We start from the raw sequence: 24632 nt of genomic DNA, 5'->3' as shown, positions 1-24632 counted from the left end.
ATGACCACCGCCGCCGAGCCGACCGAGTCAACCGCCTTCCTCCCCGGAGGAGTAGAGATTGCGTACGACACGTTCGGCGATCCCGGCGGTGACCCGTTGCTGCTGATCATGGGGCTCGGCGGCCCGATGACCTGGTGGGACGCCGGCCTGTGCGAGCAGCTGGCCGAGGCCGGGTTCTACGTGGTCCGCTACGACAACCGCGATGTCGGCCACTCCTCGCCCCACCCGAGCGACGAGCGGATCACGCTCGCGCGGCTGGCCCGGGCGTTCGTGGGGCTGCCGACGCCGTCGCCGTACGCCCTGGCCGATCTCGCCGACGACGCGGCCGCGCTGCTGACCCATCTCGACATCGACTCCGCGCACGTGTGGGGTGTGTCGATGGGCGGGATGATCGCCCAGACCCTCGCCATCCGGCATCCCGACCGGGTGCGCTCGGTCTGTTCGACGATGTCCACGACCGGCCGGCGCGGTGTCGGCTTCCAGCACCCGACCCTGCTGCCCGCGCTGGTCATCAAGAAGCCCGGCCTGGAGGGCTACATCGAGCGCCAGATCAAGGGCGGCATCCAGATCGGCTCGCCTGCCTACCCCGAGCCCGAGGACGAGGTGCGCCGGCGCGCGATCGACACCTGGAACCGCGGCGTCAGCGGCCCGGCCGTGGCGCGGCAGATGCTCGCCATCCTCACCCAGCCCGACCGCACCGAGGACCTCGGGCGGCTCGAGGTCCCGTTCAGCGTGATCCACGGCCTGGCCGACAAGATGGTCCACGTCTCCGGTGGCCGCGCGACGGCCGCGGCCGTTCCCGGCGCCGAGATCACCCTGATCAAGGGCATGGGCCACGACCTGCCCCGGCCGCTGTGGCCGGCCTTCATCAAGGTCGTCCGCCGCACCGCCGACCGCGCTGTCACGGCGTAGCCGGGAAATCACGCTCCTCCACGCGCCAGAGATACCGTGAGCAGCATGCACGACCACGGCTCCCTGCCCGCGCTCGGCTGGTCCGAGTTCCTCACCACCTGGAGTCTCCAGCCCGGCTGGTTGCTCGCCGTGGTCATCCTCGGCGCGGGCTATCTCACGCTCCGCAACGCCGCCGGACCCGCCTCGACGGTCAAGGGCTGGCGGGTGGCGTCGTTCCTGACCGGGCTCGGCCTGATGTACGTCGTGGTCGCCTCGGCCATCAACGGCTACGCGATGGCGCTGGCCTGGATGCACATGGTGCTCCATCTGACGCTGATCATGGTCGTACCCGCGCTCCTGGTGCTCGGTCACCCGCTCACCGTCATCGCCGAGACCGGCCCGCGCGCCGAGCAGGCGATGCGTTCGCTCCCGGTCACGATCCTGGTCCACCCCGCCACCGGCATGCTGCTCTACTCGCTGGTCATCATCGGCACCCACCTGTCCGGGTTCATGGACTCGATGGCGCAGAGCACGCCGCTGATGGTCGGCGAGCAAGTGGCGTACGTCGTCTCCGGCTTTCTCTTCCTGACCGGCACCATCGGCGAGGAGAAGGTACGTCCCGACCTCCCCTACCTCGGCCGGATCGCGCTCCTGGTCGTCGGCATGGTGCCCGACACGATCGTGGGGATCGTGATGCTGCAGACCGAGCGCGACCTCTACCCGGTCTACTCCGGCGCCCGACCGGAGTGGGCACTGGACGCGGTGCGCGACATCCAGACCGCCGGCGGCCTGATGTGGGCCGGCGGCGACGGTGGCATGATGCTGCTCGCCATCGGCCTGGTCATCGCCGTCGTCTCCTCACCCGAGCGCCGCACCAAGATGACCGGCCGCTTCCTCGACGGCGTACGCAGCAGCCGGCTCGCCCAGGAGAGCGCCCGGGGTACGACGGAGGGCCCCGCCGAGCCGGGATCCGTGGATCCCGACAGCGACGAGGCCCTCGATGCCTACAACGCGATGCTGGCTCGGATGAACCAGCAGCACTGAGTGCTTCGGTTGAGCGTCAGTTGACGCGCAGGCCCGACTCGGTGTCGAAGACGTGGACGTCCTCGGGGTCGGTGGTGACGTAGATCGTGTCGCCCTTGCTGACGTGGTCCTTGGAGGAGACCCGGACGATCAGGGTCGACGGGACGCCCTCGACGTCGCTGGTGCCGTAGACGTAGGAGTCGGAGCCCAGCTCCTCGACGACGGTCACCTGGACCGGCAGCCCGCCCTGGCCCTCGCCGATGACCCGGAAGCTCTCCGGACGCACGCCGATGGTGATCTCCTTGGGCAGGTCGTGGGCGCCGACGGGGACGACGTACTCCTCGATCTTGGCGCCGCCGTCGGCCGCGATGGCCTTGATGAGGTTCATCTGCGGCGAGCCGATGAAGCCGGCGACGAAGAGGTTGACCGGCTTGCGGTAGAGGTTGAGCGGGGTGTCTACCTGCTGCAGCTCACCGTTGTTCATCACCGCGACGCGGTCGCCCATCGTCATCGCCTCGACCTGGTCGTGGGTGACGTAGACGGTGGTGATGCCGAGGTCGGCCTGGAGCTTGGCGATGTCGGTGCGGGTCTGCACGCGCATCTTGGCGTCGAGGTTGGAGAGCGGCTCGTCCATGCAGAAGACCTGCGGCTGGCGGACGATCGCACGGCCCATGGCGACGCGCTGGCGCTGACCACCGGAGAGCGCCTTCGGCTTGCGGTCGAGGTAGTCGGTCAGACCCAGGGTCTTGGCGGCCTCGGCGACGAGCTTGTCACGCTCGGCCTTCGGGACCTTGGCCATCTTCAGCGAGAACGCCATGTTCTCGGCGACGCTCATGTGCGGGTAGAGCGCGTAGTTCTGGAAGACCATCGCGATGTCGCGGTCCTTGGGCGCCACGTTGGTGACCTCGCGGTCGCCGATCTTGATGGCGCCCGAGTTGACCTCCTCCAGCCCGGCGAGCATGCGCAGGGTGGTGGTCTTACCGCATCCGGACGGGCCGACGAGCACCATGAACTCGCCGTCCTTGATCTCGAGGTCGATGCCCTTGACCGCGGGCTCGGCGGCGCCCGCGTACCAACGCTGCGCCTTCTCGAACGTAACTGTTGCCATGATTCCGTTGTCTCCTTCACCGGCAGGCACGTGCCGGACGATCCGTTGTGAAGTGACCGGGGCCACATTTGCCCCGGCGGGGACACGATAGCCCAGATTCGGAATCAGCGGGTCAAAGCCCGGCACACAGTCGGGGCACAGCCCTCGTAGGCGTTCAGCCGGCGCATCAGGTCGCGGGCGTAGGGCTTGGCGTGATCCTCGGCGAAGACGTTGCGGTCCTCCCACGGCCGGTCGTAGCGGTAGAGCTCGTAGGCGTGGTCGGTGCCCTTCCAGGACTTGTCCAGGTCGAACCGGACCAGCAGCCCCTGCGAGCCACGCACCGCGATGTAGGACGGGATGATGTCGATGGTGCCGCCCGAGCCGCTGTCGAGGTCGACCTCGCCGGGATGCGACTTGGCGTAGGTGTGCTCGAAGAAGGCGTATCTCCCGCCCGGCAGCCGCGGCCGGCTCAAGGTCTCCGCGAACGAGGTGCCGGAGACGTACGCCGGGGTGGGGGCGCCCGCGAGGTCGAGGAAGGTCGGCGCGAGGTCGATGTTGTTGACGAACTGGCTGCGCTTGCCGGGCACCACGTCGGGGCCGACGACGACCAGGGGGACGCGGGTGTCGGAGTCGTAGGGAGCGCCCTTGCCGCCGTTGAGCTGGTGCTGACCCAGGTGGAAGCCGTTGTCGGAGGTCAGCACGGTGTAGGTGTCCTCGCCGGCAGCCTCGCGCACCTGGGCGATCATCCGGTCGATCGACTGCACCATGCGGGCACGGTCGCGGTACTGGCTCAGCGCCGTCTCGTCGCTCAGCGACACCTTGTTGGTGCGCCAGGCAGGAGCCTGGGACGTACGTCCTCCGCGGCCGAGGTAGGTCGGGACGTTGTCCCAGCGGTCGTCGCCGTAGCCGACCAGGTCCTTCAAGGTCAGGTCCGCGCACGCGACGCGGCCGCAGTTGCCGCCCGCCGGGTCACCGGCCGGCGCCTGATCGGCGAAGGCGGGCGGGAACCAGGTGTCCAGGCCCGGGTAGTGGTGGCCTAGGCGGGAGTGCGGCCCGTAGGCGGCGATCTCGAGGAAGTAGGGATCCTCGTCGTCACGGTGCGCATTGATGAAGTCGAGGGCGTAGTCGCGGGTGACGTTCGTGGCGTACGAGGCGTCCTTCTCCTCCACGGAGGCATTCCGCGCGGGCTGCGGGTGGTTGCGCAGCTGCACGTCGCCGTTGCCGTCGAGGAAGGTGCTCTGGTAGCCCCAGCCGCCGTAGGCGCCGCCGAGGAGCGCGTTCCAGGAGTCCCAGCCGGGCACCTTGGGCGGTGGGACCCGGTTGCCGTCGGCGTCGAGGGTGGCCTCGTAGGCGTTGATGTACTTCCCCACGAACCCGGTCGTGTAGCCGGCCTTCTGGAGCCCGATGCTGAACTGCTTCTCGAGGTTGCCGTAGCGCTGGAACGCCGACCATCCGCCGACCGGGTGCTCCGGGTCGTTCTCCGTGTTGGTGAGGACCTTGGTGTGGTGCGGCGTCTGTCCGGTCAGCAGCGCCGCGCGCGAGGGGCAGCACAGCGAGTCGATGACGAAGGCGTTCTCGTACGTGGCGCCCTCGGCGGCCATCCTGGTCGCCTCCGGCATCGTGCGGAGCAGCTCCAGCGAGAAGTCGTCCATGAGGATCAGGACCATGTTGCGGCGCTCGTCGGTCGCGGCGGCCAGCTCGGCCGCGGGGTCCTTGACCGGTGCGGCCGACGGGTCGGCGGCCGCGGAGCCGGCGGCGATGGTCTTCGGGCCGACGACCAGGAGTCCGGCGATCACGGCCACGAGGGCCAGGAGTGCGGCACCCAGCAGTGCGCTCCACTTCGGCTTCATCCCGAGACTCCTTTGTCTATTATATAACTACACAATACCTGGTTCAGGTGAGGTTAGTGCCTCATTTCCAGGCACGACAAGATCGGTCCGCGGAGCGGACCATCCCCGAGAATGTGTTGCTCAGTGCAGCTCGTGCGGTGGCGGCGGCGGCATCCGCAACTGCCCGGGGCCCTTGGCCCCCTTCAACGGCTTGCGGACGACGGCGACGCCGCCCATCAGCGCCAGGCCCTTCACCCGAAGCACCGGACCGCCGGTCGGCTCGACGCCGCGCGGACCGACGTAGCCGCCCATGATCCCGACGCCCTGCATCACGACCTGGACGTCGGGGCCGACCGTGATGTTGACCCCGCCCATGATCGCGTTGGCGTAGATCACGGTCTCCTGCGCGGAGAACTGCGCCTGGCGCATGTCGAGATCGGCACCACCCATCAGGGCGATCACGTTGCCGGTCGCCGGCACCGTCCAGACCCCGCGCCGGTCGACACCGCTCATGATCGCGACGTAGAGCTGGCTCTCGATCGGGTTCGCGGCGAACACCGCGGGACTGCTGCCGGCGGCCGGCTGGGTCTGCGGGACCGGCGGTGCCGGGGTGCCGGCTACCGGCAGGTCGACGGTGATCGGGATCAGGTCGGCGTACGTCTTGGCCTTGAAGGTCGCCTCGAGGCGGTCGTCGAGCTCGTCGATCTCCAGGCGTCCCTCGCCCGCGGCCTCGCGCAGGATGTCGGCCACCTTGTGGCGGTCGGCATCACTGATCCGCAGATTCGGATCAGGATTCTGGCCACGAAATGGCTCGGGGGTCGTTCCCATGGGGCGAATGGTAGTGGGGGTATCGAGACCGTGCCTCAACAATCCCCCTACGACATCACTCCAGTCCGAGATGCTGCTTCAGGGTGCGCTTCGGACCGCGAGGCCCGCGGCGCCTGACGGTCACGTCGCCCAGCACCGCGACGCCACGCACCCGCACCACCGGCGAGTCCACGGAAAGCACCTCGGGCACCTTCGCGGACGGCTCCTTGAAGTCGCCGAGGACACCGTTGCCCTCGACGATCACGTGCACGTGCGGCGGGACGGTGACCTTCACGCTGCCCAGGATCGAGGTGGCGTTGATGACCACCTCGCGTGCGGAGTAGTGCGCCTCGCGCAGGTCGATGTCGGCATCGCCCAGCACCGCGTTGACCGAGAGGTGCTGCGGGACCACCCACACGCCCTTGCGCTGGACGTTGCTCAGGAACGCGCTGGCGCTGTCGGAGGCATCGCCCTGGCCGTAGACGACCGGCACCACCGAGGCGGCGGGCGCCACCGGTGCCGGCGGCATCTGCCCCGCGACCGGGAGGTCCTGGGTGATCGGCTCCAGGTCGGCGTACGTCTTGGCCCTGTAGGTCTCCTCGAGCCGCTCCTCGAGCTCGTCGATGTCGAGCCGGCCCTCCCCCGCCGCCTCGCGCAGGATGTCGGCCACCGCGTGGCGGTCGGCGTCGCTGACGCGCAGGTCGGCACGGCGGGGCTGGCCGGGGTGCGGTTCGGGGAGTCCCATGACTGTCGATGCTATCGGCGCACGCCGCATCCGTCTCTCAGGTTCAACCCTGAGGCTTTAACCCGGATGCCACGCACCAGAAGGTGCGTACCCCAGTAAATAGTGGGTACTCCCGCGACGCGACGACGTCAGCCAGCATGGATGCGTGTCCGAATCCAATCGAAACTCCACCCACCTGACCGACGTCACCATGCTCGGCCTCGGCGCGATGGGCAGCGCCCTGGCGGCCGCGTTGCTCGACGCCGGCCGTTCCGTGACCGTCTGGAACCGCACTCCCGGCCGTGCCTCGGATCTGGTGGACCGCGGCGCCGAGGAGGCGACCTCCGTCAGCGACGCGGCGCTGGCGAGCCCCGTGGTCATCGCGTGCCTCATCGATCACTCCTCCGTCGTGGAGACCCTCGGCCCGGCTGCCGCCCAGCTCCGCGGCCGCACCCTCCTCAACGTCACGACCACGACGCCGACCGAGTCCCGTGAGCTCGCGGCCTGGGCCGCCGAGAACGGTGTCGACTACCTCGACGGCGCGATCATGGCCATCCCCGCCATGATCGGATCCCGCGCGAGTCAGATCTTCTACAGCGGATCGCGGGCTGCGTACGACGTCCTTCTACCGACGCTCGACATCTGGGCCACCAGCGAGTTCCACGGCGAGGATGCCGGGCGGGCGTCGTTGGTGGACCTGGCGATGCTGTCAGGGATGTATCAGATGTTCACTGGCTTCTTCCACGGCGCTGCGATGGTCGCTTCCATGGGGATGAGCGCTGCCGACTTCGCCGCCCGGCAGGCTCCCTTCCTGGCCGCGATGACCGAAGGGTTCGACGGCTACGCGAAGGTCATCGACGGCGGCGACTACACCGTCGCGGGCCAGCAGAGCCTGGAGTTCTCCGACCTGACGCACATCGTGCGCGCCAGCGAGGAGGAAGGCGTCGACGCCACCCCGATCGCCATGGTCCAGGCGCTGATCGGCGGGCAGATCGCCGCGGGCTACGGCTCGGAAGGGCTCGCGAGGGTCTACGAGAGCCTGCGCGCCGACGGCTAGGGCACAGCCACGACGATGCCTTGGCCGCAGACGGCCAGGGCATCGTCGGGCTCGGCAGGTCAGTCGGCGAGCGGGAGGTAGACCCGGCTCCCCGCCGCCGCGAACTCCTTCGACTTCTCCATCATCCCGGCCTCGACCTCCTCGGGGGACGCGCCGTCGCTGCCGCCGAAGCGGTCGCGTACGTCCTGGCTGATCTTCATCGAGCAGAACTTCGGGCCGCACATGGAGCAGAAGTGGGCGGTCTTGGCGCCCTCCGCCGGCAGGGTCTCGTCGTGGAAGCTCTCCGCGGTGACCGGGTCCAGCGAGAGCGCGAACTGGTCACGCCAGCGGAACTCGAAGCGCGCCCGGGAGAGGGCGTCGTCGTGGTCGCGGGCGCCGGGGTGACCCTTGGCGATGTCGGCGGCGTGGGCGGCGAGCTTGTAGGTGATCACGCCCGTCTTCACGTCGTCCTTGTCGGGCAGGCCGAGGTGCTCCTTCGGGGTGACATAGCAGAGCATCGCGGTGCCGTGCATGGCGATCGTAGCCGCGCCGATGGCGCTCGTGATGTGGTCGTAGCCGGGAGCGATGTCCGTCGCGAGCGGGCCCAGGGTGTAGAACGGCGCGCCGTGGCACCACTCCTGCTGCAGTCGTACGTTCTCCTCCACGAGGTTGAGCGGGACGTGCCCGGGGCCCTCGACCATGACCTGGACGTCGTGCTCCCAGGCCCGCTCGGTGAGCTCGGCCAGCGTCCGCAGCTCGGAGAGCTGGGCCTCGTCGTTGGCGTCGGCGGTGCTGCCCGGGCGGAGGCCGTCACCGAGGGAGAAGGCGACGTCGTACTGCTTGAAGATCTCGCACAGCTCGTCGAAGTGGGTGTAGAGGAAGCTCTCCTGGTGGTGCGCGAGGCACCAGCCGGCCATGATCGAGCCGCCGCGGCTGACGATGCCGGTGACGCGGTTGGCGGTGAGCGGGACGTAGCGCAGGAGTACGCCCGCGTGGATCGTCATGTAGTCGACGCCCTGCTCGGCCTGCTCGATGACGGTGTCGCGGAACACCTCCCAGGTCAGCTTGTCGGCCTCGCCGTTGACCTTCTCCAGGGCCTGGTAGATCGGGACGGTGCCGATCGGGACGGGTGAGTTGCGCAGGATCCACTCGCGGGTGGTGTGGATGTCGTCGCCGGTGCTCAGGTCCATCACCGTGTCCGCGCCCCAGGTGATCGCGTGGGTGAGCTTGTCGACCTCCTCGGCGATGGAGGAGGTGACCGCGGAGTTGCCGATGTTGGCGTTGATCTTCACCAGGAACCGCTTGCCGATGATCATCGGCTCGGACTCGGGGTGGTTGACGTTGTTGGGGATGATGGCGCGACCGGCGGCCACCTCCTCGCGGACCAGCTCGGGGTCGCAGCTCTCGCGCACCGCGACATAGGCCATCTCCTTGGTGATGATGCCCTTTCTCGCGTAGTGCATCTGGGTGACGTTCTTGCCCTTGCGCGGCTGCCGGCGCTCGCCCTGCCACTCCTGGCGGGCCGCTCCGCGGCGTACGGCTGCCTTGCCGTTGTCCAGCAGCTCGGTCCGGCGGCCCTCGTAGGCCTCGGTGTCGCCGCGCTCCTCGATCCACTCGTCGCGACGCGGCGGGAGGCCCTGCTCGGGCTGGGATCCCGGGCCCTCGGTGCAGTAGCGGTCGAAGGTCTCGCCGTTGGTGAGCGCGACCCGGGTCACCGGGACCTTCAGGTCCCCGAGCTCGAGGCGGGTGTGGGCGGGGTGGACGGTCATGCTGTCTCCTTGGTGTGAGCGATCGGTCCTCGGCCACGGCCGAGGGTCCAGTGCTGGCTTCTGGTGAGCTGTCGGGTGACGTACGCAGCGGCCTGCTCCGCCGCTTCGTGCAGCGGGGCGCCATGGGCGAGGTGGGCGGCCAGGGCCGAGCTGTAGGTGCAGCCGGTGCCGTGGTCGTTCTTGGTCGGGACGGCGGGATGGGTGAGCGGGATCGGCGGTCTCCCCGGCTCTGCGAGCCAGTCGGTGCATGTGCCGGTGGCCTCCGGGTCACCGCCGGTGACGATCACCGCCGACTTCGCGCTTGCCAGCTCCGCGGCGATCTCCTCGGGCGAGCCGTCGTGACCGGCCAGGGCCCGGGCCTCGTCGAGGTTGGGGGTGACGACGGTGGCGACGGGGAGGAGGTGGTCGAGGTAGGCGCGGCGTACGTCCTCCCCACCGAGCACCGCGCCGGAGGTGGCGACGAGGACGGGGTCGACCACGAGCGGGCGGTCGGCGCAGAGGCGGCTGACCAGGGCGACGGCCTCGGCGCTGCCGAGCATGCCGGTCTTGACCGCCGCGACGGGAAGGTCGTCGAAGACGGCGTGCAGCTGGGTCGCGACCGTGGCAATCGGGACGGCGTGGATGTCGCTGACGCCGGTCGTGTCCTGAGCGGTGACGGCGGTGATCACACAGGCCCCGTGGACCCCGAGCGCGGCGAAGGTGGCCAGGTCGGCCGCCGTGCCCGCCGCTCCCCCGGAGTCGGTGCCGGCGATGGTGAGCGCGACCGGCGGGTTCATGGGACGACCTCCGGTGCGGGGAGGGCGGCCAGGAGGTCGCGTACCACCTGTCCTGGCTCGTCGGCCCGCATCACCGCCCCCATCACCGCGACCCCGTGGGCCCCGGCGGCCACCGCTTCGGCGGCGTTGGCGGGCGTGATCCCGCCCAGGGCGTACGTCGGGAGCGGCAGGTCGCCGAACGCGTCGGCCGCGAGTGGTGGCCCATAACCGGGCTTGGACTCGGTCATCGCGTACGGGCTGAGCATCGCGTAGTCGAACCCGTCCTCCGCTGCGGCGGCGACCTCGGCGGGGCTGTGGCAGCTGCGGCCGCGGTGTAACACGCTGTTACACCGACTATCCGGTCGTTCTGATAGGGCGAGTAGTCCTACGAACGACGTGTTACAGCTCGCGGAGGCCGGCAGGTGGAGGCCAACCGCGCTTGGCAGAAGGGTGTGGGCGGCGATGACCACGAGGCCGAGCTCGGTGGCGGCCTGCGCCAGCCGCGCGCGCTGCTCGTGGGGCTCGTCGAGCTCGCGGAGCACCACATGGGTCAGGCCGGCGTCGGCGCACTCGGCCAGGGTTGGGAGCAGGCCGCGGCCGAGGCGGAGCTGGGAGCGGTCGGTGAGGACGAGCAGTCGCGGCAGCGCGTTCATGCGATCCGGCCCTCCATCGGTGACGATGCCCGGGCGACCGCCTGGCGGGGGATCCGGCCGGCGCCGCGGGCGGCGTGGCCGGCCTCGACGGCCAGCCGCAGCGCGCGGGCCATCCCGACCGGGTCGTCGGCGCGGGTGACCGCGGTGGCGGCGAGGACCGCGGAGCAGCCGAGCTCCATCGCCAGGGCGGCGTCCGAGGCGGTGCCGACACCGGCGTCGAGCACGACGGGTACGTCGACGGCGGCCACCACGGCCTCGATGGCATGCGGGTTGAGGATGCCGAGGCCCGACCCGATCGGCGAGCCGAGCGGCATCACCGCCGCGCAGCCGGCGTCCGCGAGCCGGCGGGCGAGGACCGGGTCGTCGGTGGCGTACGGGAGGACCGTGAAGCCCTTGCGCACCAGCTGCTCGGCCGCCTCGACGAGCTCGACGGCGTCGGGCATCAGCGAGGTCTCGTCACCGATCACCTCCAGCTTCACCCAGTCGGTCTCCAGCGCCTCCCGGGCCAGCTCGGCGGTCAGCACCGCCTCGCGCGCCGAGAGGCAGCCCGCGGTGTTGGGCAGGATCGGCACCTCCGCCGCGCGCAGCGTCTCGAGCAGCCCGCCCGTCGCCGTCGAGGAGGTACGCCGCATCGAGACGGTCACCAGGCCCGGCTCGGCCGCGTCGATGACGCCGGGCAGCAGCGCCAGGTTGGGCAGGCCGCCGGTGCCGAGGAAGAGGCGCGAGGACAGCTCCCGGCCGGCGATCTTCAAGCTGGTCATCGGTGGGGTGGTCATCCGCCCTGCACCGCCGTCACGATCTCGACCACGTCGCCGTCCTGGAGCGACCGTGCCGCCCAGTCGTCGCGGGGAACGATCTCCTCGGCGACGGCGACCGCGACACCGCTCGGCCGTCGGTCGCCCGTCCTGGTCTCGAGCAGGTCGGCGACGGTGCCACCGACTTCCATCGGCTCGCCGTTCACGGTGATCCTCATCCGTCCTCCTTCATCCGGAACCGGCGCGGGTCGACCGCGGGCTCCACTGATCCTGTCTCGATGTGATCGGCGACCAGCCGCGCGATGAGCGGCGCGAGCAGGACCCCGTTGCGGTAGGCGCCCCCCGCCAGCACCACCCCCGGCTCGTCGGTCGGCCCGACCAGCGGGAGGTTGTCGGCGGTGCCGGGCCGGTCCCGCGAGGTCACCTCCACCACGCCGGCCCGGTCGAGCGCCGGCACCACCCGGCGCGCGGAGTCGAGCAGCCGCCAGACGCCCTCGACGGTCGGCAGCAGCGGACCGTCGCGCTCCTCGGAGGTGGCACCGATGACCACTTCGTCGCTGTCGGTCCGCGGCACCACGTAGACCTGCTCGCCGTGCACCCACGCCCGCACGGTCCGCTCCACCCGCTCCTGCGTCCGCACGCGCACCACGTCGCCGCGCACCGGGCGGATGAGGGAGGAGTACGGAGCGGGGAGCTTCGCTCCGGTCGCGATCACGGTCACGCCGGCGACCTCCTCACGGTCGCGGAACCGCCCCTCGACCCGCGCGAGCAGCGCCGCGACGACCGCACGCGGGTCGACCGAGTGGTCCTCGGCGAGGAAGGCGCCACCGGCGACCCGGCCGAGCCCGGGTTCATGGCCCAGCAGTTCCCTCCGCCCCAACCGCTCGTAGGAGACCCCGGCGAGGTCGAGCACCGACAGCTGGCGCTCGACCTGCTGGACGTCGCCGGCGTCGGCACCGACGAGCAGGGTCCCGCGGGTGTGCACGGGCACCCCGAGCCGTCCCGCGAACTCCGGCCAGAGCGCCAGCGACGACAGGCACAGCCGGGTCAGGTCCTCCTCGCCGTACCAGGCCTCGCCGGCCGGGCTGAGCATGCCGGCCGCGGCGTACGACGCCCCCGAGCCCGGCGCCGGATCGACCACCGTGACGTCGTGCCCGCGGCGGATCAGCTCGTCGGCCACGGACAGCCCGACGATCCCGGCACCGAGGATCCGCACCCGCATCAGCCGACCGCTTCCATGAGCTCCTTCGCGGCTTGGAGCGGGTCGGGTTGTCGCCAGAGCCCGCCGATCACGGCGACCCCGTGGGCGCCGGCGGTACGCACCGCCCCGGCGGACGCCGGCGAGATCCCGCCGATCGCGATCAGCGGGAGCACGCCGGCGGCATCCGCAACGGCGGCGACCCCCAGAGGAGAGGGAAGCCCGGCCTTCGACGTCGTCGCGAAGACGGGACCGAACCCGGCGTAGTCCGCGCCCGCGACGGCGGCCGCCTCGACCGAGGCACGGTCCCGGCAGGTCGCGCCGATGACCAGCCCCGGAGCGACCGCGTCGGCGATCCGCCGGGCCTCGGTCACCGGAAGGTCGGAGGCGCCCAGATGGACGCCGTGCGCACCGGCCGCGAGCGCCACGTCGAGCCGGTCGTCGACGACCACGCACGCGTCGTACGTCCCGACCTGCTCGATCACGGTCGCCGTCAGCGCGAGCAGCTCACGGGTGGTCGCGGTCTTGTCGCGCACCTGGAAGCCGGTGACGCCGACCTCGGCGAATGCGGGCAGCAGCGCGAGATCATCGCGCGAGGAGATAAGAACGAAAATACGTGGAAGAAGCACAACCAATCACTTCCTTCGCCGGCATGATCCGGATCAGGTGTAACGGTCGGAGCGGCTCCAGCTCCCTCTCAGCCCGCTGCCGCGGACTCCCGTGTGGACGTCCACGACCATAGCGCGCAACACACGAGCTCGCAGCCCGAGGGCCCGCACAACGGGATACCCCTAGTAGGTCGAGATCCGCAGCGCCCGCATCTTGGCGTACAGCGTCGTGCGGGAGATCCCGAGCTCGCGCGCGACCGCGGCCTTGTTGCCGTCGTGCTTGATCAGTCCGTGCAGGATGACGTCGCGCTCGGCCTGGTCGAGCGGCCGTACGACCACCCGCGGCCCCGGCACCGACCCCAGCTTCGGCGGCAGATCGGCGGCGACGATCGCGCCGAACCGGCGCCGCGCGGCCGCATGGACGAGCACCGCCCGCAGCTCGCGTACGTTGCCCGGCCAGCGGTGCTCGACCAGCATCCGCTCGACGCCCGGCGTCAGGAAGACATCCGGGTTGATCGCGGAGAGCAGGTCGCGGGCCAGCCCGGGGATCTCGTCGCGCCGCGCCGCGAGCGGCAGCTTCTCCTCGACTCGGGAGGCCAGCGCGGCCACCGCCGCGGTGTGCTCGGACAGCTCGGCCAACGGGGCCGAGACCATCACCACGTGGGCCCGGTCCGGCCGCTCCAGCGCCTCCGCGACGACGCCGAGCAGCGCGTCGGACAGCAGCTCGAGGCCGTCGATGACGACCGTGCCCACCCCGGCGGCCATCCGCCGGCGGAACTGCTTGGCCCAGTTGCCGTCGCCCTCCAGAACCGTCGTGGCACCGGTGAGCAGGGTGATCGGCGCCGACGGCGCGAGCTCCCGGGCAAGCGACGTACGTCCCGATCCCGGTGGTCCCGCCACCAGGATCGTTCCCGGCTCCCGCGCGGCTTCGGACAGCGCGCTGACCGAGAGCCCGCGTCGTGGCTCGCGGGGCTCGATGCGTACCAGCGCGGCCAGACGGCGGGTGTCGAGCACCTCGGCGTGCACGTGCACGGACTCCCCCGACTCCAGGCTCATGTCCATCACCGTCTCCCCCGGCAGATGTACGTCCTGGAGCAGGATCCGCAGCACGGCGATGTCCGCCGCGGTCAGGGTGTCCTGGGCCGTCTGGTTGGCCACGGTCAGGTTCTCCCCGACCGCGAGCAGCGTACCCCGGCAAGCCACCACGGACTCGTGGAAGGCCAGGAGCAGCTGCTTGTCGGTGGTGCGGCTGCCGTCCTGGAGACGCCGCTGGATGTCGGTCACCGCACGCTGCACCACCGGCCGCAGGAGCGGGTTGGCGTCGTTGGCCAGGGAGGAGATGTCGAGAACGCCCTCGATCCGGTGGGTCACCGGATGCCGGATCGGCATCGCGAAGCAGCTGAAGTCACGCAGCATCTCGGCGAAGTGCTCCGCACCGTGCACCTGCACCGGGAGCCTCGTCTCGAGCGCCGTGCCCGGCGCGTTGGTGCCCAGACGCTCCTCGAGCAGGCTGGCGCCCAGGTCCACCCCGAGCCCGTCGAACGCCCTCGCCACCTGCACCCGGCCGCACCAGCGATGCACGATCCGGCAGTCCCGGTCGACCAGCAGCGTGGCGTAGGTCGTGCCGTCGAGATTCTCGGCCAGCTCCGTCAGGACCGGGCCGGCCGCCTCGTACAGGGATCCGTGCGGGTCGATGTCGACCGGCGAGAGCGAGCCATGGGCGCGCACCGGGTCCACCCCGGCGAGCCGGGAGCGGTGCCAGGACGCGGCGATCCGCTCGGGCGCTGACGGTTCAGGTGATGTCGGTTCAGGTGATGCTGGTTCAGGTGATGACGTCGAGGTCGGCACAACATCCCCCCATTGAATGTGGCTCACGTCACATTAGTCCGGCGGTGTGGCCACCGAAAGGGAACTGTTCAGGTTCTGAACACCCGACGACTCGCTGCGCTGCGACCGTGGCAGGGATCCCCCGCTCCCATCCCCGCGACATCAAGGAGTCAGCATGAAGACCAAGGCCGCAGTCGTCTACGAGACCGGCAAGCCGATCGTCATCGAGGAGCTCGACCTCGACAAGCCCCAGGCGGGCGAGGTGCTGATCCGCTACACGCACGCCGGGCTGTGCCACTCCGACGTCCACATCGCCCACGGCGACCTCGAGGCTCGGCTCCCGATGGTCCTCGGCCATGAGGGCGCCGGCATCATCGAGGAGGTCGGCCCCGGCGTCACCCGGGTCAAGGCCGGCGACCGCGTGGTGTGCTCCTTCATCCCGAACTGCGGCACCTGTCGCTACTGCGCCAACGGCCAGCAGTCGATCTGCGACATGGGTGCGACCATCCTGGAGGGCTACCTGCCCGGCGAGCGGTTCCCGATCACCGGCCCCGCGGGCCAGTACGGCGCGATGTGCATGCTCGGCACCTTCAGCCAGTACGGCGTCATCCACCAGAACTCGGCGGTCAAGGTCGACGACGACCTCTCCCTCGAGTCGGCGGTGCTGGTCGGCTGCGGCGTACCCACCGGCTTCGGGTCCGCGGTCAACACCGCCGCGGTCAAGGCGGGCGACACCGTCGTCGTCTACGGCATCGGCGGGATCGGCATCAACGCCGTCCAGGGCGCGCGGCTCGCCGGCGCCAAGTACGTCGTCGCCGTCGACCCGCTGGAGAACAAGCGCGAGGCCGCGCTCCAGTTCGGCGCGACGCACGCCTTCGCCGACGCCGGCTCCGCGCTGGCCGAGGTCACCAACCTGACCCGGGGCCAGCTCGCCGACTCCGCCATCCTCACCCAGGGACTCGTCACGGCCGAGAACGTCACCGACGGCTTCGACGTGATCGGCAAGGGCGGCGTCCTGGTCCTGACCGGTCTCAACAAGCTCACCGAGCCGACGATCCAGCTCTCCGGCGCGGTGACGACGCTGTTCCGCAAGACGATCAAGGGCAGCCTGTTCGGCGACTGCAACCCGACGTACGACATCCCGAAGATCCTCGGGCTCTACCAGAAGGGCGACATCAAGCTCGACGAGCTGATCACCCGCACCTACACGCTCGAGCAGGTCAACGAGGGCTATGACGACCTGCTCAACGGCGCCAATATCCGCGGCGTGGTCGTCCACGACCACTCCTGAGGATGCCGTGACCCCTGGTCCCGGTCCCGGTCTCGGCGCTGGAGCCGACGCGGGGACCGGGGCCGTGGCGGCGTACGATTCTCTTCCGTGGCTGACGTTGAGTTCCGGTACTCCGACCTCCTCCCGACCGGCAAGGACGACACTCCTTACCGCTTGATCACGTCAGAGGGGGTGGAAGAGATCGAGGTCGACGGGCGCAAGTTCCTCAAGGTCGACCCCGAGGCGATCCGCCGGCTGACCGCCGAGGCGATGAAGGACATCAACCAGTACCTCCGCCCGGCCCACCTCAAGCAGCTCCGGAAGATCATCGACGACCCCGAGGCCTCCGGCAACGACCGCTTCGTCGCGCTCGACCTGCTCAAGAACGTCAACATCTCCGCCGGCGGGATCCTGCCGATGTGCCAGGACACCGGCACCGCGATCGTGATGGGCAAGAAGTCCGAGGGCGTGCTGACCGGCTCCGACGACGCCGAGACGGTCTCGCGGGGTGTCTTCGACGCCTACACCAAGCTCAACCTCCGCTACTCCCAGCTGGCCCCGCTGACGACGTACGAGGAGAAGAACACCGGCTCCAACCTGCCCGCACAGGTCGAGATCTACTCGACCACCGAGGGCGAGAACGGCCCGGAGTACAAGTTCCTCTTCATGGCCAAGGGCGGCGGCAGCGCCAACAAGTCGTTCCTGTTCCAGGAGACCAAGGCGATCCTCAACCCCGACCGGATCCTGACCTTCCTCGACGAGAAGATCCGCTCGCTCGGCACCGCCGCCTGCCCGCCGTACCACCTCGCCGTCGTCATCGGCGGGACCTCGGCGGAGTTCGCGCTCAAGACCGCGAAGTACGCGAGCGCCCACTACCTCGACAACCTCCCGACCGAGGGCTCGATGAGCGCCCACGGCTTCCGCGACACGGAGCTGGAGGAGAAGGTCTTCGAGCTGACCCAGTCCTTCGGGATCGGCGCGCAGTTCGGCGGCAAGTACTTCTGCCACGACGTACGCGTCGTCCGGCTGCCCCGCCACGGCGCGAGCTGTCCGGTGGCGATCGCGGTCTCCTGCTCCGCCGACCGTCAGGCGCTGGGCAAGATCACCCGCGACGGCGTGTTCCTCGAGCAGCTCGAGACCGACCCGGCGCAGTACATGCCCGACGCCGGGATGGCCGAGGAGATCTCCGCCGGCGAGGTCGTCGACATCGACCTCAACCAGCCGATGTCGGAGATCCTGGCGACGCTCTCGCAGCACCCGGTCAAGACCCGCCTCTCGCTGACCGGCCCGATGGTCGTGGCCCGCGACATCGCGCACGCCAAGATCAAGGAGCGCCTCGACGCCGGCGAGGAGATGCCCGACTACCTGAAGAACCACCCGGTCTACTACGCCGGCCCCGCCAAGACGCCCGAGGGCATGGCGTCGGGCTCCTTCGGCCCCACGACCGCCGGCCGGATGGACTCCTACGTCGAGCAGTTCCAGGCCGCCGGCGGCTCCATGGTCATGCTCGCCAAGGGCAACCGCTCCAAGGTCGTGGCCGAGGCCTGCGGCACCTACGGCGGCTTCTACCTCGGCTCCATCGGCGGCCCCGCCGCCCGGCTCGCCCAGGACTGCATCAAGTCCGTCGAGGTGCTCGAGTATCCCGAGCTGGGCATGGAGGCGGTCTGGAAGATCGAGGTCGAGAACTTCCCCGCCTTCATCGTCGTCGACGGCGAGGGCAACGACTTCTTCACCGACCCCTCCGGCACCACCACCGTCCCCCTCACCGGGATCAGGGTGCGGTCGAAGGAGCGCTGAGCGGGCGCCACTCGCGCCGCAGCAGCCCGAACACCCACGAGTCCGAGACGTCGCCGTTCACGACGCAGTCCTCGCGCAGCGTCCCCTCGAGCCTGAACCCGAGCTTCTCCAGCACGCGGGCCGAGGGGGCGTTGCGGGTGTCGGCCTCGGCCTGCACCCGGTTCAGGTCCAACGCGTCGAACGCCCAGCCCAACAGCGCACCCGCGGCCTCGGTCGCGAAACCCTGTCCCCAAGCAGGCCTGCCGAGGCAGTAGCCCAGCGATGCGCTGCGAAATTCAGGGTTCCACGAGTTCAGCGTGCACCAGCCGAGAAACCCTCCATGATCGGCCCGCTCGATCACGACCCGGGCTCCGCTGCCCTCCTCCGCCATCTCGCGACACCTGGCGATGAACTGGTCCGCGCGGGTGCGCTCGGTCCACGGCGGGGAGTCCCAGTAGCGCAGCACTTCAGCGTCGCTCTGCAACGCGAAGAGCTCGTCGGCATCGGAGTCGGCGAACGGACGCAACCTCAGCCGCGTCGTGACGAGCGTCGGGGTGGGCAGTCGCATGCGCACCATCGTGTCAGTCCGCTGTTGCCCGAGGCATCACGTTTTCGGCGCACCGAAGACTGTCGGTGGTCCCGCTCATACTGGCCGGCATGGACGCAGTCGAGGCTCTGGAGCAGCTGGGCGGGATCGCCGGCGCTGCAGACATCGTCACGCTCTCCAGTCGCCGTCGCCTCCGCACCGCAGTGTCGAACAAGGCGATCGTCCACGTCGACCGCGATCGCTACGCCCTCCCCGTGACCGACCTCGGCCGTCGGCTCGCGGTGGAGCACAACCTCCACCTCACCCATCTCAGCGCCGCGCTCCATCACGGCTGGGAAGTCCGTACGTCTCCCAGCCTCCCGCACCTCCTTCTGCCGAGCGGACAGGAGCGACCCACAAGCAAGGCCAGGTTCTGGACGTACGACGCCCGGCGCGAGGAACTGGACGGCTGGGCGACCGGGCCGTTGCTGACCGTGATGCTGTGCGCCCGCGACCTGCCGTTCGCCGCTGCACTGACCGTCGCCGACTCCGCGCTACGTCACGAGGCGATGGCGCATGAGGACCTCGTCGCGGCCAGCGATGCCTGGTGTGGCGGCAACAAGGACCAGGTCGAGAAGGTAGCGGTCCATGCCAACGGCCTGGCTGCCAACGCGTTCGAGTCCGGCCTGCGCGCGATCACCGCGGCTGCCGGCGTCGAGTTCATCCCGCAGTACGAGGTGCGGGTCGGTGCACTGACGGTGCACCCCGATCTCGTCGACCCGATCAACGGCATCATCATCGAGGCCGACTCCTGGGGCTTCCACGCCGACAAGGAAGCCCACGACCGCGACTGTCAGCGCTACACGATGCTCACCTCCGACGGCTGGATCGTGCTGCGTTTCACCTACGACCAGGTCATGTTCCAGCCCGAGTATGTGCTGAGGTGCATCGAGATGGCGCTGGCACAGCGGGCTGCGGCCTGAGGGGCGGCCACAACTGCCCCGGAAAGGTCCACGACACGCCGACACTCGGCGTGTCGCACCCCTGTTGAGCCCTAGTAATGGCCGCCGCGCGCCGGCCTCAGCCGACGATGCGGTCCGCGCGGGCGGACTCCTCCTTGGCCTCCTCGACGGCCTTGACCGCCTCCTCGTGGGCCTCACGCTGGGCCTGCTCGATGGCGTTGCGCGGACCGGGCAGCGGCGGCGTACGTCGTTCCTCGCCGTTGCCGTTCACGTCCGACTTCGAGGCGCTGTCGGCGAAGGCGCCCGTGACCGTACGCATCGCCTCGGTGAGCTCGCCGGGGATGACCCAGAACGAGTTGCCGTGCGCGGCCAGCGAGGGGAGCATCTCGAGGTACTTGTAGGCCAGGACCTTGGGGTCGGCGTCGTTGGCGTGGACCGCCTGGAAGACGCGCTCGAGGGCCTTGGCCTCACCGTCGGCCTCGAGCACCCGGGCCTGCTGGTGGCCCTCCGCCTCCAGGATGGACTTCTGCCGGGTGCCCTCGGCCTCGAGGATCAGCGAGGCCCGCTTGCCCTCGGCATGCAGGATCGCGGCGCGCTTGTCGCGCTCGGCGCGCATCTGCTTCTCCATCGCCTCCTTGATCGAGGCGGGCGGGTCGATCGCCTTGATCTCGACCCGGTTGACCCGGATCCCCCACTTCCCGGTGGCGTCGTCGAGCACCTCGCGCAGCCGGGTGTTGATGGTCTCGCGGGAGGTCAGGGTCGTCTCCAGGTCCATCGACCCGATCAGGTTTCGCAGCGTCGTCACGGTGAGCTGGTCGATCGCCTGCAGGTAGTTGGCCACCTCGTAGGCGGCCGCCCGCGGGTCGGTGATCTGGTAGTAGAGCACGGTGTCGATGGCGACCACGAGGTTGTCCTCGGTGATCACCGGACGTGGGTTGGAGGAGTAGACCGTCTCGCGTACGTCCAGCTTGTTGTTGACCCGGTCCACCAGCGGGATCACGAAGTTGAGCCCCGGCTGCAGCGTGATCCGGTAACGCCCGAACCGCTCGATGTTGTAGCGCCGGGCCTGCGGGACGATCCGGACCGTCGAGGCGACTCCCCCGACCACCAGACCGACCAGCACCAGCACGATCAGCAGAAGTTCCATGTCGTACGTCCTCCTCTAGGGCGACAGCGACAGCGGGTCACGCGGATGCACGAGCGCCGTCGCGCCTTCGATCTCGAGCACATCGACCCGGCACCCGACCGGGATGACCAGGTCCTCGTCATAGGGCCGGGCGGTCCAGTCCTCCCCCGCGAGCCGCACCAGCCCGTGCGCGAAGCTCACCTCCGCGAGGACGACCGCCTGACGGCCGATCAGGGCGTCGGTGCCATCACGCACCGGCGGCGGCAGCGCCATGTGACGGCGTGCGACCGGCCGCACCAGCAGCACGCTGCCACCACCGGCGAGCGCGAAGACGAGCAGCTGCACCAGCACGGGAGCGCCGAGGGCGGCGCTCCCCGCGGCAAGCAGCGCCCCGCCGGCGACGAAAGCGAACGCCAGCGTCATCGTGAACGCCTCGGCGACTCCGAGGAGCACCGCTACCAGGATCCAGAAGATCGACCACATAAGCCCACCCGACTCGGTTCTCCCCTAGCGTACTCCGGGTGTGGTGGTCATCACACGGGGTCAGTGGGAGTTGTTTCGCCCGTTCAGCAGCGGCAGGCCGGCCCACAGCGAGAGGAACAGGACCACGACGCCCAGCGCGGCGACGACTCCGGCCCCGAACGAGAGGACGATGTCGAAGACGAGCAGCACCACCAGCGCCGAGACGATCCCGAAGCCCACCAGACCAGCCCGCGCGCAGATGTGCGAGGCCGTGACCAGCCACCTCCGCTGGCGGCGCCGGAAGAGCATCCGGTGGAAGGAGACCGGGGCGATGATGAGGCAGGTGGTGACGACCGCGCCGACGAGCACGACGAGGTAGATCGCCTGCTGGTGGTCGGCCAGGTCGGGGAAGCGCGGCGAGAACGGCACCGTCAGCAGGAACCCGGTCAGGATCTGGACGCCGGTCTGCAGCACGCGCAGCTCCTGGAGCAGCTCGTTCCAGTTGCGGGTGATGCGTTCGTCCGGCGTCTCGTCCGGCCCTCCGCCGAAGTTGCTCTCGCCCATCAGAACACCGGCCGTCCTCCGGTCACCCCGAGGACGGTTCCGGACACGTAGGACGCCTCGGCCGGCGAGGCCAGGAAGACGAACGCCGGCGCGACCTCGGCCGGCTGGCCCGCGCGCCCCAAGGGCGTGTTGGCCCCGAACCGCTCCACCTTCTCCGGCGCCTGCGTGGCGGGCTGCAGCGGAGTCCAGATCGGCCCGGGCGCCACCGCGTTCACCCGGATCCCGTCGGGGCCGAGCTCGGCGGCGAGGTTGACCGTGAAGTTGTTGATGGCGGCCTTGGTCGCGGCATAGTCGAGCAGGCTGGTCGAGGGTTCGTACGCCTGGATGGAGGCGTTGTTGATGACGCAGCCGTAGCTCTTCCGCAGGTGCGGGACGGCTGCCCGGGTCAGCCAGAGCAGGGCATACAGGTTGGTCTTGAAGGTCCGGTCGATCCGTTCGTCGTCCATGTCCGTCAGACCCTTGTCACGGGCGAACTGGTAGCCGGCGTTGTTGACCAGGATGTCGAGGCCGCCGAGCTCCTGCACGGTGCGCTCCACGACCTCGTCGCACGCCTCGCGCTCACGCAGGTCGATCGGGATGGCCAGCGACGTACGTCCGGCCTCCTCGATCAGCTTCGAGGTCGCCTGCGCGTCCGGCTCCTCCTCCGGAAGATAGGTGAAGGCCACGTCGGCCCCCTCGCGGGCGTACGCGATGGCGACCGCGCGGCCGATGCCGGAGTCGGCACCGGTGATGAGCGCGACCTTGCCCTCGAGGCGGCCGTGGCCCTGGTAGCTGGACTCGCCGTGGTCGGGCAGGGGGTCCATCTCGCCGGTGAGCCCGGGAGGTTCCTGCTGCTGGGCTGGGAACTGGGTCTTGTCGTTACTCATGAGAGGCCCGGTACCCACATCGGACACAATGGAAGCGTGAGTGGGACGGAATCGGTGATCGTCGACGGGGGCCTGGTCCTGAAGCACCGGGCGGACGGACACCTGGAGCTGCGGGCCAACGGGATCTTCGTGATGGACACCCGGGAGACCTCGACCGAGAAGGCGCTCGCGACGCGGGCGCTCGAGCTGCACCCGGAGCCGGGACATGTGCTGATCGGCGGCCTCGGGCTCGGGTTCACCCTCGAGGCCGTGCTGACCGATCCGCGGGTCGAGGCGGTCACGGTCGTCGAGATCGAGCCGCGCCTGGTCGAGTGGATGCGCGCCGGCCGGATCCCCCACGGCCCGGGGCTCCTGAAGGACGAGCGCATCCACATCGAGGTCGCCGACGTGGCCGTGGTCCTGCGGGAGAGCCCGAGCGAGGCGTACGACGTCGTGCTGCTGGACGTGGACAACGGGCCCGGCTATCTCGTGCACGACGCCAACGGGGCGCTCTACGAGGCGCCGGCGCTGGCCGACGCGCGGCGGGCCACGGCCCCGGGCGGCACGGTGGTGGTGTGGTCGGCGGCGGAGGCTCCGGCGCTGCTGGACGTGATGGCGCAGGTCTTCGACGACGCCGAGGCGCTCTCCTACCCCGTCGACCTGCAGGGACACTCGGAGACGTACTGGCTCTATGTGGGGACGGTCTCCCCGGGGAATGGCACCAACTAGTCAAAGGTTGAACCAGACATGGACGACATGAGCTTTCGCATCGAGCACGACTCCATGGGAGAGGTCCGGGTCCCGAAGGACGCCCTGTGGCGCGCCCAGACCCAGCGGGCCGTGGAGAACTTCCCCATCTCGGGCACGCCGATCGAGCCGGCGCTGATCCATGCGATCGGCCATGTGAAGGCTGCCGCCGCCAAGGCCAACCTCGACCTCGGCGTACTCCCCGCTGACAAGGCCGAGGCGATCATCGCGGCCGCGGGCGCGGTCTCCGAAGGGCGTCACGACGACGCGTTCCCGATCGACGTCTTCCAGACCGGGTCCGGCACGTCCTCCAACATGAACGCCAACGAGGTGATCGCGTCGCTGGTGGCACTCGCTGGGGGCGACGTACATCCCAACGACCACGTCAACGCCTCCCAGTCCTCCAACGACACCTTCCCGACGGCCATCCACGTCGCCGCCGCGGTCGCCGTCAGCGAGCAGCTGCTGCCCGCGATCGACGTGCTGGCCACCTCGCTGGAGACGAAGGCCGAGGAGTTCGCCGGGCTGGTGAAGTCGGGGCGTACCCACCTGATGGACGCGACCCCGGTCACCCTCGGCCAGGAGTTCGGAGGGTACGCAGCCACGATCCGCTACGCGGCCGAGCGACTCGAGGCGGTGCTCCCGAGAGTGCGCGAGCTGGCACTGGGCGGCACCGCGGTCGGCACCGGCATCAACACACCCGCCGGGTTCCCGCAGGCCGTGATCGCCGAGCTCTCTGCCCGCACCGGCCAGCCGTTCACCGAGGCCCGCAACCACTTCGAGGCCCAGGGCACCCGCGACTCGCTGGTCGAGCTCTCCGGCGTCCTGAAGACGATCGCGGTCGGCCTGATCAAGATCAACAACGACCTGCGCTGGATGTCGTCGGGCCCGACCACCGGCCTGGCCGAGATCCACCTGCCCGACCTCCAGCCGGGCTCCTCGATCATGCCCGGCAAGGTCAACCCGGTCGTACCGGAGGCCACCTTGATGGTCGCGTTCCAGGTGATCGGCAACGACGCCGCGGTGACCGCCGCCGGAGCCTCGGGTGCCTTCGAGCTCAACGTCGCGATGCCGGTGATGGCCCGCAACATCCTGGAGTCGATCCGTCTGCTCTCGACCTCGATGACCGTCCTCGCCGAGCGCACCGTCGACGGGATCCTGCCCGTCCCCGAGCGGCTGCGCGCCTACGCCGAGTCATCCCCCTCGATCGTCACGCCGCTCAACAAGTACATCGGCTACGAGGCCGCCGCCAAGGTCGCCAAGCAGGCCCTCGCCGAGGGAGCCACGATCAGGGACACCGTCATCAAGCTCGGCTACGTCGCCGACGGCACGATCACCGAGGAAGACCTCGACAAGGCCCTCGACGTCGAGTCGATGACACACCCCTGACAA

The 24632-nt window shown here is 69.9% G+C and carries 25 protein-coding genes and 1 riboswitch; of the genes, 8 read left to right on the top strand and 17 right to left on the bottom strand.

The window, feature by feature from the left end; all coding sequences use genetic code 11:
* Both ACIA03_RS11395 and ACIA03_RS11390 read left to right on the top strand, forming a co-directional pair.
* Positions 1 to 912, top strand: coding sequence for an alpha/beta fold hydrolase (locus tag ACIA03_RS11395; RefSeq protein ID WP_396982341.1), 912 nt, complete (start codon positions 1 to 3; stop codon positions 910 to 912).
* Between the two features lie 45 nt (positions 913 to 957).
* Positions 958 to 1935 carry a cytochrome c oxidase assembly protein gene (locus tag ACIA03_RS11390; RefSeq protein WP_396982339.1) on the top strand — a complete coding sequence of 326 codons (978 nt, stop codon included), beginning with the start codon at positions 958 to 960 and terminating at the stop codon, positions 1933 to 1935.
* 16 nt (positions 1936 to 1951) lie between these two features.
* Here ACIA03_RS11390 and ACIA03_RS11385 read toward each other — a convergent pair whose 3' ends face one another.
* The 4 genes from ACIA03_RS11385 to ACIA03_RS11370 all read right to left on the bottom strand — a co-directional run bounded on the left by ACIA03_RS11385 (position 1952) and on the right by ACIA03_RS11370 (position 6382).
* On the bottom strand, positions 1952 to 3022 hold the full coding sequence (locus ACIA03_RS11385; RefSeq protein WP_396982337.1) for an ABC transporter ATP-binding protein: 1071 nt from the start codon (positions 3020 to 3022) through the stop codon (positions 1952 to 1954).
* 104 nt (positions 3023 to 3126) lie between these two features.
* Positions 3127 to 4851 (bottom strand): sulfatase-like hydrolase/transferase, encoded by a 1725-nt coding sequence (locus ACIA03_RS11380; protein ID WP_396982335.1) that lies wholly within the window; start codon positions 4849 to 4851, stop codon positions 3127 to 3129.
* A gap of 120 nt (positions 4852 to 4971) precedes the next feature.
* Entirely contained in the window at positions 4972 to 5658 is a 687-nt protein-coding gene (locus ACIA03_RS11375) for a DUF1707 domain-containing protein (RefSeq protein ID WP_396982333.1), read from the bottom strand.
* 55 nt (positions 5659 to 5713) lie between these two features.
* Positions 5714 to 6382, bottom strand: coding sequence for a DUF1707 domain-containing protein (locus ACIA03_RS11370; RefSeq protein WP_396982331.1), 669 nt, complete (start codon positions 6380 to 6382; stop codon positions 5714 to 5716).
* 145 nt (positions 6383 to 6527) lie between these two features.
* On the opposite strand from ACIA03_RS11370, the gene ACIA03_RS11365 reads away from it, so the two are divergent.
* A complete protein-coding gene (locus ACIA03_RS11365) occupies positions 6528 to 7418 on the top strand; it encodes an NAD(P)-dependent oxidoreductase (protein ID WP_396982329.1) in 891 nt (296 codons plus the stop codon).
* Between the two features lie 59 nt (positions 7419 to 7477).
* Here ACIA03_RS11365 and thiC read toward each other — a convergent pair whose 3' ends face one another.
* The 8 genes from thiC to ACIA03_RS11325 all read right to left on the bottom strand — a co-directional run bounded on the left by thiC (position 7478) and on the right by ACIA03_RS11325 (position 14863).
* Entirely contained in the window at positions 7478 to 9166 is a 1689-nt protein-coding gene (gene thiC / locus ACIA03_RS11360; protein WP_396982327.1) for a phosphomethylpyrimidine synthase ThiC, read from the bottom strand.
* Positions 9163 to 9942 carry a bifunctional hydroxymethylpyrimidine kinase/phosphomethylpyrimidine kinase gene (thiD, locus tag ACIA03_RS11355; protein ID WP_396982325.1) on the bottom strand — a complete coding sequence of 260 codons (780 nt, stop codon included), beginning with the start codon at positions 9940 to 9942 and terminating at the stop codon, positions 9163 to 9165. Before thiD ends, thiC begins: the two co-directional genes overlap by 4 nt.
* Complete coding sequence (locus ACIA03_RS11350) at positions 9939 to 10574, bottom strand: thiamine phosphate synthase (RefSeq protein WP_396982323.1); 636 nt, start codon at positions 10572 to 10574, stop codon at positions 9939 to 9941. Before ACIA03_RS11350 ends, thiD begins: the two co-directional genes overlap by 4 nt.
* A complete protein-coding gene (locus tag ACIA03_RS11345) occupies positions 10571 to 11335 on the bottom strand; it encodes a thiazole synthase (RefSeq protein ID WP_396982320.1) in 765 nt (254 codons plus the stop codon). Before ACIA03_RS11345 ends, ACIA03_RS11350 begins: the two co-directional genes overlap by 4 nt.
* An 11-nt stretch (positions 11336 to 11346) precedes the next feature.
* Complete coding sequence (thiS, locus tag ACIA03_RS11340) at positions 11347 to 11547, bottom strand: sulfur carrier protein ThiS (protein WP_396982318.1); 201 nt, start codon at positions 11545 to 11547, stop codon at positions 11347 to 11349.
* Positions 11544 to 12551, bottom strand: a complete 1008-nt coding sequence (locus tag ACIA03_RS11335) for an FAD-dependent oxidoreductase (RefSeq protein ID WP_396982316.1) — start codon at positions 12549 to 12551, stop codon at positions 11544 to 11546. Before ACIA03_RS11335 ends, thiS begins: the two co-directional genes overlap by 4 nt.
* Positions 12551 to 13156 carry a thiamine phosphate synthase gene (locus ACIA03_RS11330; protein WP_396982895.1) on the bottom strand — a complete coding sequence of 202 codons (606 nt, stop codon included), beginning with the start codon at positions 13154 to 13156 and terminating at the stop codon, positions 12551 to 12553. Before ACIA03_RS11330 ends, ACIA03_RS11335 begins: the two co-directional genes overlap by 1 nt.
* Positions 13150 to 13259: riboswitch (TPP riboswitch) on the bottom strand. It overlaps the preceding gene by 7 nt.
* Positions 13260 to 13318: 59 nt before the next feature.
* Complete coding sequence (locus ACIA03_RS11325; RefSeq protein WP_396982314.1) at positions 13319 to 14863, bottom strand: sigma-54-dependent Fis family transcriptional regulator; 1545 nt, start codon at positions 14861 to 14863, stop codon at positions 13319 to 13321.
* Positions 14864 to 15137: 274 nt separating this feature from the next.
* On the opposite strand from ACIA03_RS11325, the gene ACIA03_RS11320 reads away from it, so the two are divergent.
* Both ACIA03_RS11320 and ACIA03_RS11315 read left to right on the top strand, forming a co-directional pair.
* Positions 15138 to 16253, top strand: coding sequence for an NDMA-dependent alcohol dehydrogenase (locus tag ACIA03_RS11320; protein WP_396982312.1), 1116 nt, complete (start codon positions 15138 to 15140; stop codon positions 16251 to 16253).
* 87 nt (positions 16254 to 16340) lie between these two features.
* The gene (locus ACIA03_RS11315; RefSeq protein ID WP_396982310.1) at positions 16341 to 18029 is read left to right on the top strand and encodes a fumarate hydratase; all 1689 of its coding nucleotides are present in this window, start codon (positions 16341 to 16343) and stop codon (positions 18027 to 18029) included.
* On the opposite strand, the gene ACIA03_RS11310 is transcribed toward ACIA03_RS11315, so the two are convergent.
* Positions 18004 to 18576 (bottom strand): GNAT family N-acetyltransferase, encoded by a 573-nt coding sequence (locus tag ACIA03_RS11310; RefSeq protein WP_396982308.1) that lies wholly within the window; start codon positions 18574 to 18576, stop codon positions 18004 to 18006. The genes ACIA03_RS11315 and ACIA03_RS11310 overlap by 26 nt on opposite strands.
* A gap of 89 nt (positions 18577 to 18665) precedes the next feature.
* On the opposite strand from ACIA03_RS11310, the gene ACIA03_RS11305 reads away from it, so the two are divergent.
* Positions 18666 to 19517: an endonuclease domain-containing protein gene (locus ACIA03_RS11305; RefSeq protein WP_396982305.1), complete on the top strand. Its 852-nt coding sequence runs from the start codon at positions 18666 to 18668 to the stop codon at positions 19515 to 19517.
* A 97-nt stretch (positions 19518 to 19614) separates the two neighbouring features.
* On the opposite strand, the gene ACIA03_RS11300 is transcribed toward ACIA03_RS11305, so the two are convergent.
* The 4 genes from ACIA03_RS11300 to ACIA03_RS11285 are packed head-to-tail and all read right to left on the bottom strand — an operon-like array spanning position 19615 to position 22514.
* Entirely contained in the window at positions 19615 to 20643 is a 1029-nt protein-coding gene (locus ACIA03_RS11300) for an SPFH domain-containing protein (RefSeq protein ID WP_396982303.1), read from the bottom strand.
* A 15-nt stretch (positions 20644 to 20658) separates the two neighbouring features.
* A complete protein-coding gene (locus ACIA03_RS11295) occupies positions 20659 to 21105 on the bottom strand; it encodes an NfeD family protein (RefSeq protein ID WP_396982301.1) in 447 nt (148 codons plus the stop codon).
* A gap of 60 nt (positions 21106 to 21165) precedes the next feature.
* Complete coding sequence (locus tag ACIA03_RS11290; RefSeq protein ID WP_396982299.1) at positions 21166 to 21648, bottom strand: DUF6328 family protein; 483 nt, start codon at positions 21646 to 21648, stop codon at positions 21166 to 21168.
* Positions 21648 to 22514 carry a glucose 1-dehydrogenase gene (locus ACIA03_RS11285; protein ID WP_396982297.1) on the bottom strand — a complete coding sequence of 289 codons (867 nt, stop codon included), beginning with the start codon at positions 22512 to 22514 and terminating at the stop codon, positions 21648 to 21650. Before ACIA03_RS11285 ends, ACIA03_RS11290 begins: the two co-directional genes overlap by 1 nt.
* 36 nt (positions 22515 to 22550) lie before the next feature.
* Here ACIA03_RS11285 and ACIA03_RS11280 point away from each other — a divergent pair, with 36 nt between their 5' ends.
* Both ACIA03_RS11280 and ACIA03_RS11275 read left to right on the top strand, forming a co-directional pair.
* Positions 22551 to 23222, top strand: a complete 672-nt coding sequence (locus tag ACIA03_RS11280) for a spermidine synthase (protein WP_396982295.1) — start codon at positions 22551 to 22553, stop codon at positions 23220 to 23222.
* Between the two features lie 18 nt (positions 23223 to 23240).
* Positions 23241 to 24629 carry a class II fumarate hydratase gene (locus tag ACIA03_RS11275; RefSeq protein ID WP_396982293.1) on the top strand — a complete coding sequence of 463 codons (1389 nt, stop codon included), beginning with the start codon at positions 23241 to 23243 and terminating at the stop codon, positions 24627 to 24629.
* Positions 24630 to 24632 lie beyond the last annotated feature (3 nt).

Source organism: Nocardioides sp. NPDC051685 (assembly GCF_044453405.1).
Lineage (GTDB): Bacteria > Actinomycetota > Actinomycetes > Propionibacteriales > Nocardioidaceae > Nocardioides.
This window is presented reverse-complemented; position numbering and strand designations above follow the sequence as displayed.

What these genes read in the sequence shown, in the direction of transcription:
- ACIA03_RS11295 (WP_396982301.1), bottom strand. Translation starts at nt 21,105, where the DNA reads ATGTGGTCGATCTTCTGGATCCTGGTAGCGGTGCTCCTCGGAGTCGCC.
- ACIA03_RS11390 (WP_396982339.1), top strand. Translation starts at nt 958, where the DNA reads ATGCACGACCACGGCTCCCTGCCCGCGCTCGGCTGGTCCGAGTTCCTC.
- ACIA03_RS11275 (WP_396982293.1), top strand. Translation starts at nt 23,241, where the DNA reads ATGGACGACATGAGCTTTCGCATCGAGCACGACTCCATGGGAGAGGTC.
- ACIA03_RS11310 (WP_396982308.1), bottom strand. Translation starts at nt 18,576, where the DNA reads ATGCGACTGCCCACCCCGACGCTCGTCACGACGCGGCTGAGGTTGCGT.
- ACIA03_RS11335 (WP_396982316.1), bottom strand. Translation starts at nt 12,551, where the DNA reads ATGCGGGTGCGGATCCTCGGTGCCGGGATCGTCGGGCTGTCCGTGGCC.
- ACIA03_RS11320 (WP_396982312.1), top strand. Translation starts at nt 15,138, where the DNA reads ATGAAGACCAAGGCCGCAGTCGTCTACGAGACCGGCAAGCCGATCGTC.
- ACIA03_RS11285 (WP_396982297.1), bottom strand. Translation starts at nt 22,514, where the DNA reads ATGAGTAACGACAAGACCCAGTTCCCAGCCCAGCAGCAGGAACCTCCC.
- ACIA03_RS11370 (WP_396982331.1), bottom strand. Translation starts at nt 6,382, where the DNA reads ATGGGACTCCCCGAACCGCACCCCGGCCAGCCCCGCCGTGCCGACCTG.
- thiS (WP_396982318.1), bottom strand. Translation starts at nt 11,547, where the DNA reads ATGAGGATCACCGTGAACGGCGAGCCGATGGAAGTCGGTGGCACCGTC.
- ACIA03_RS11380 (WP_396982335.1), bottom strand. Translation starts at nt 4,851, where the DNA reads ATGAAGCCGAAGTGGAGCGCACTGCTGGGTGCCGCACTCCTGGCCCTC.
- ACIA03_RS11375 (WP_396982333.1), bottom strand. Translation starts at nt 5,658, where the DNA reads ATGGGAACGACCCCCGAGCCATTTCGTGGCCAGAATCCTGATCCGAAT.
- ACIA03_RS11350 (WP_396982323.1), bottom strand. Translation starts at nt 10,574, where the DNA reads ATGAACGCGCTGCCGCGACTGCTCGTCCTCACCGACCGCTCCCAGCTC.
- thiD (WP_396982325.1), bottom strand. Translation starts at nt 9,942, where the DNA reads ATGAACCCGCCGGTCGCGCTCACCATCGCCGGCACCGACTCCGGGGGA.
- thiC (WP_396982327.1), bottom strand. Translation starts at nt 9,166, where the DNA reads ATGACCGTCCACCCCGCCCACACCCGCCTCGAGCTCGGGGACCTGAAG.
- ACIA03_RS11385 (WP_396982337.1), bottom strand. Translation starts at nt 3,022, where the DNA reads ATGGCAACAGTTACGTTCGAGAAGGCGCAGCGTTGGTACGCGGGCGCC.
- ACIA03_RS11305 (WP_396982305.1), top strand. Translation starts at nt 18,666, where the DNA reads ATGGACGCAGTCGAGGCTCTGGAGCAGCTGGGCGGGATCGCCGGCGCT.
- ACIA03_RS11290 (WP_396982299.1), bottom strand. Translation starts at nt 21,648, where the DNA reads ATGGGCGAGAGCAACTTCGGCGGAGGGCCGGACGAGACGCCGGACGAA.
- ACIA03_RS11345 (WP_396982320.1), bottom strand. Translation starts at nt 11,335, where the DNA reads ATGACCAGCTTGAAGATCGCCGGCCGGGAGCTGTCCTCGCGCCTCTTC.
- ACIA03_RS11300 (WP_396982303.1), bottom strand. Translation starts at nt 20,643, where the DNA reads ATGGAACTTCTGCTGATCGTGCTGGTGCTGGTCGGTCTGGTGGTCGGG.
- ACIA03_RS11395 (WP_396982341.1), top strand. Translation starts at nt 1, where the DNA reads ATGACCACCGCCGCCGAGCCGACCGAGTCAACCGCCTTCCTCCCCGGA.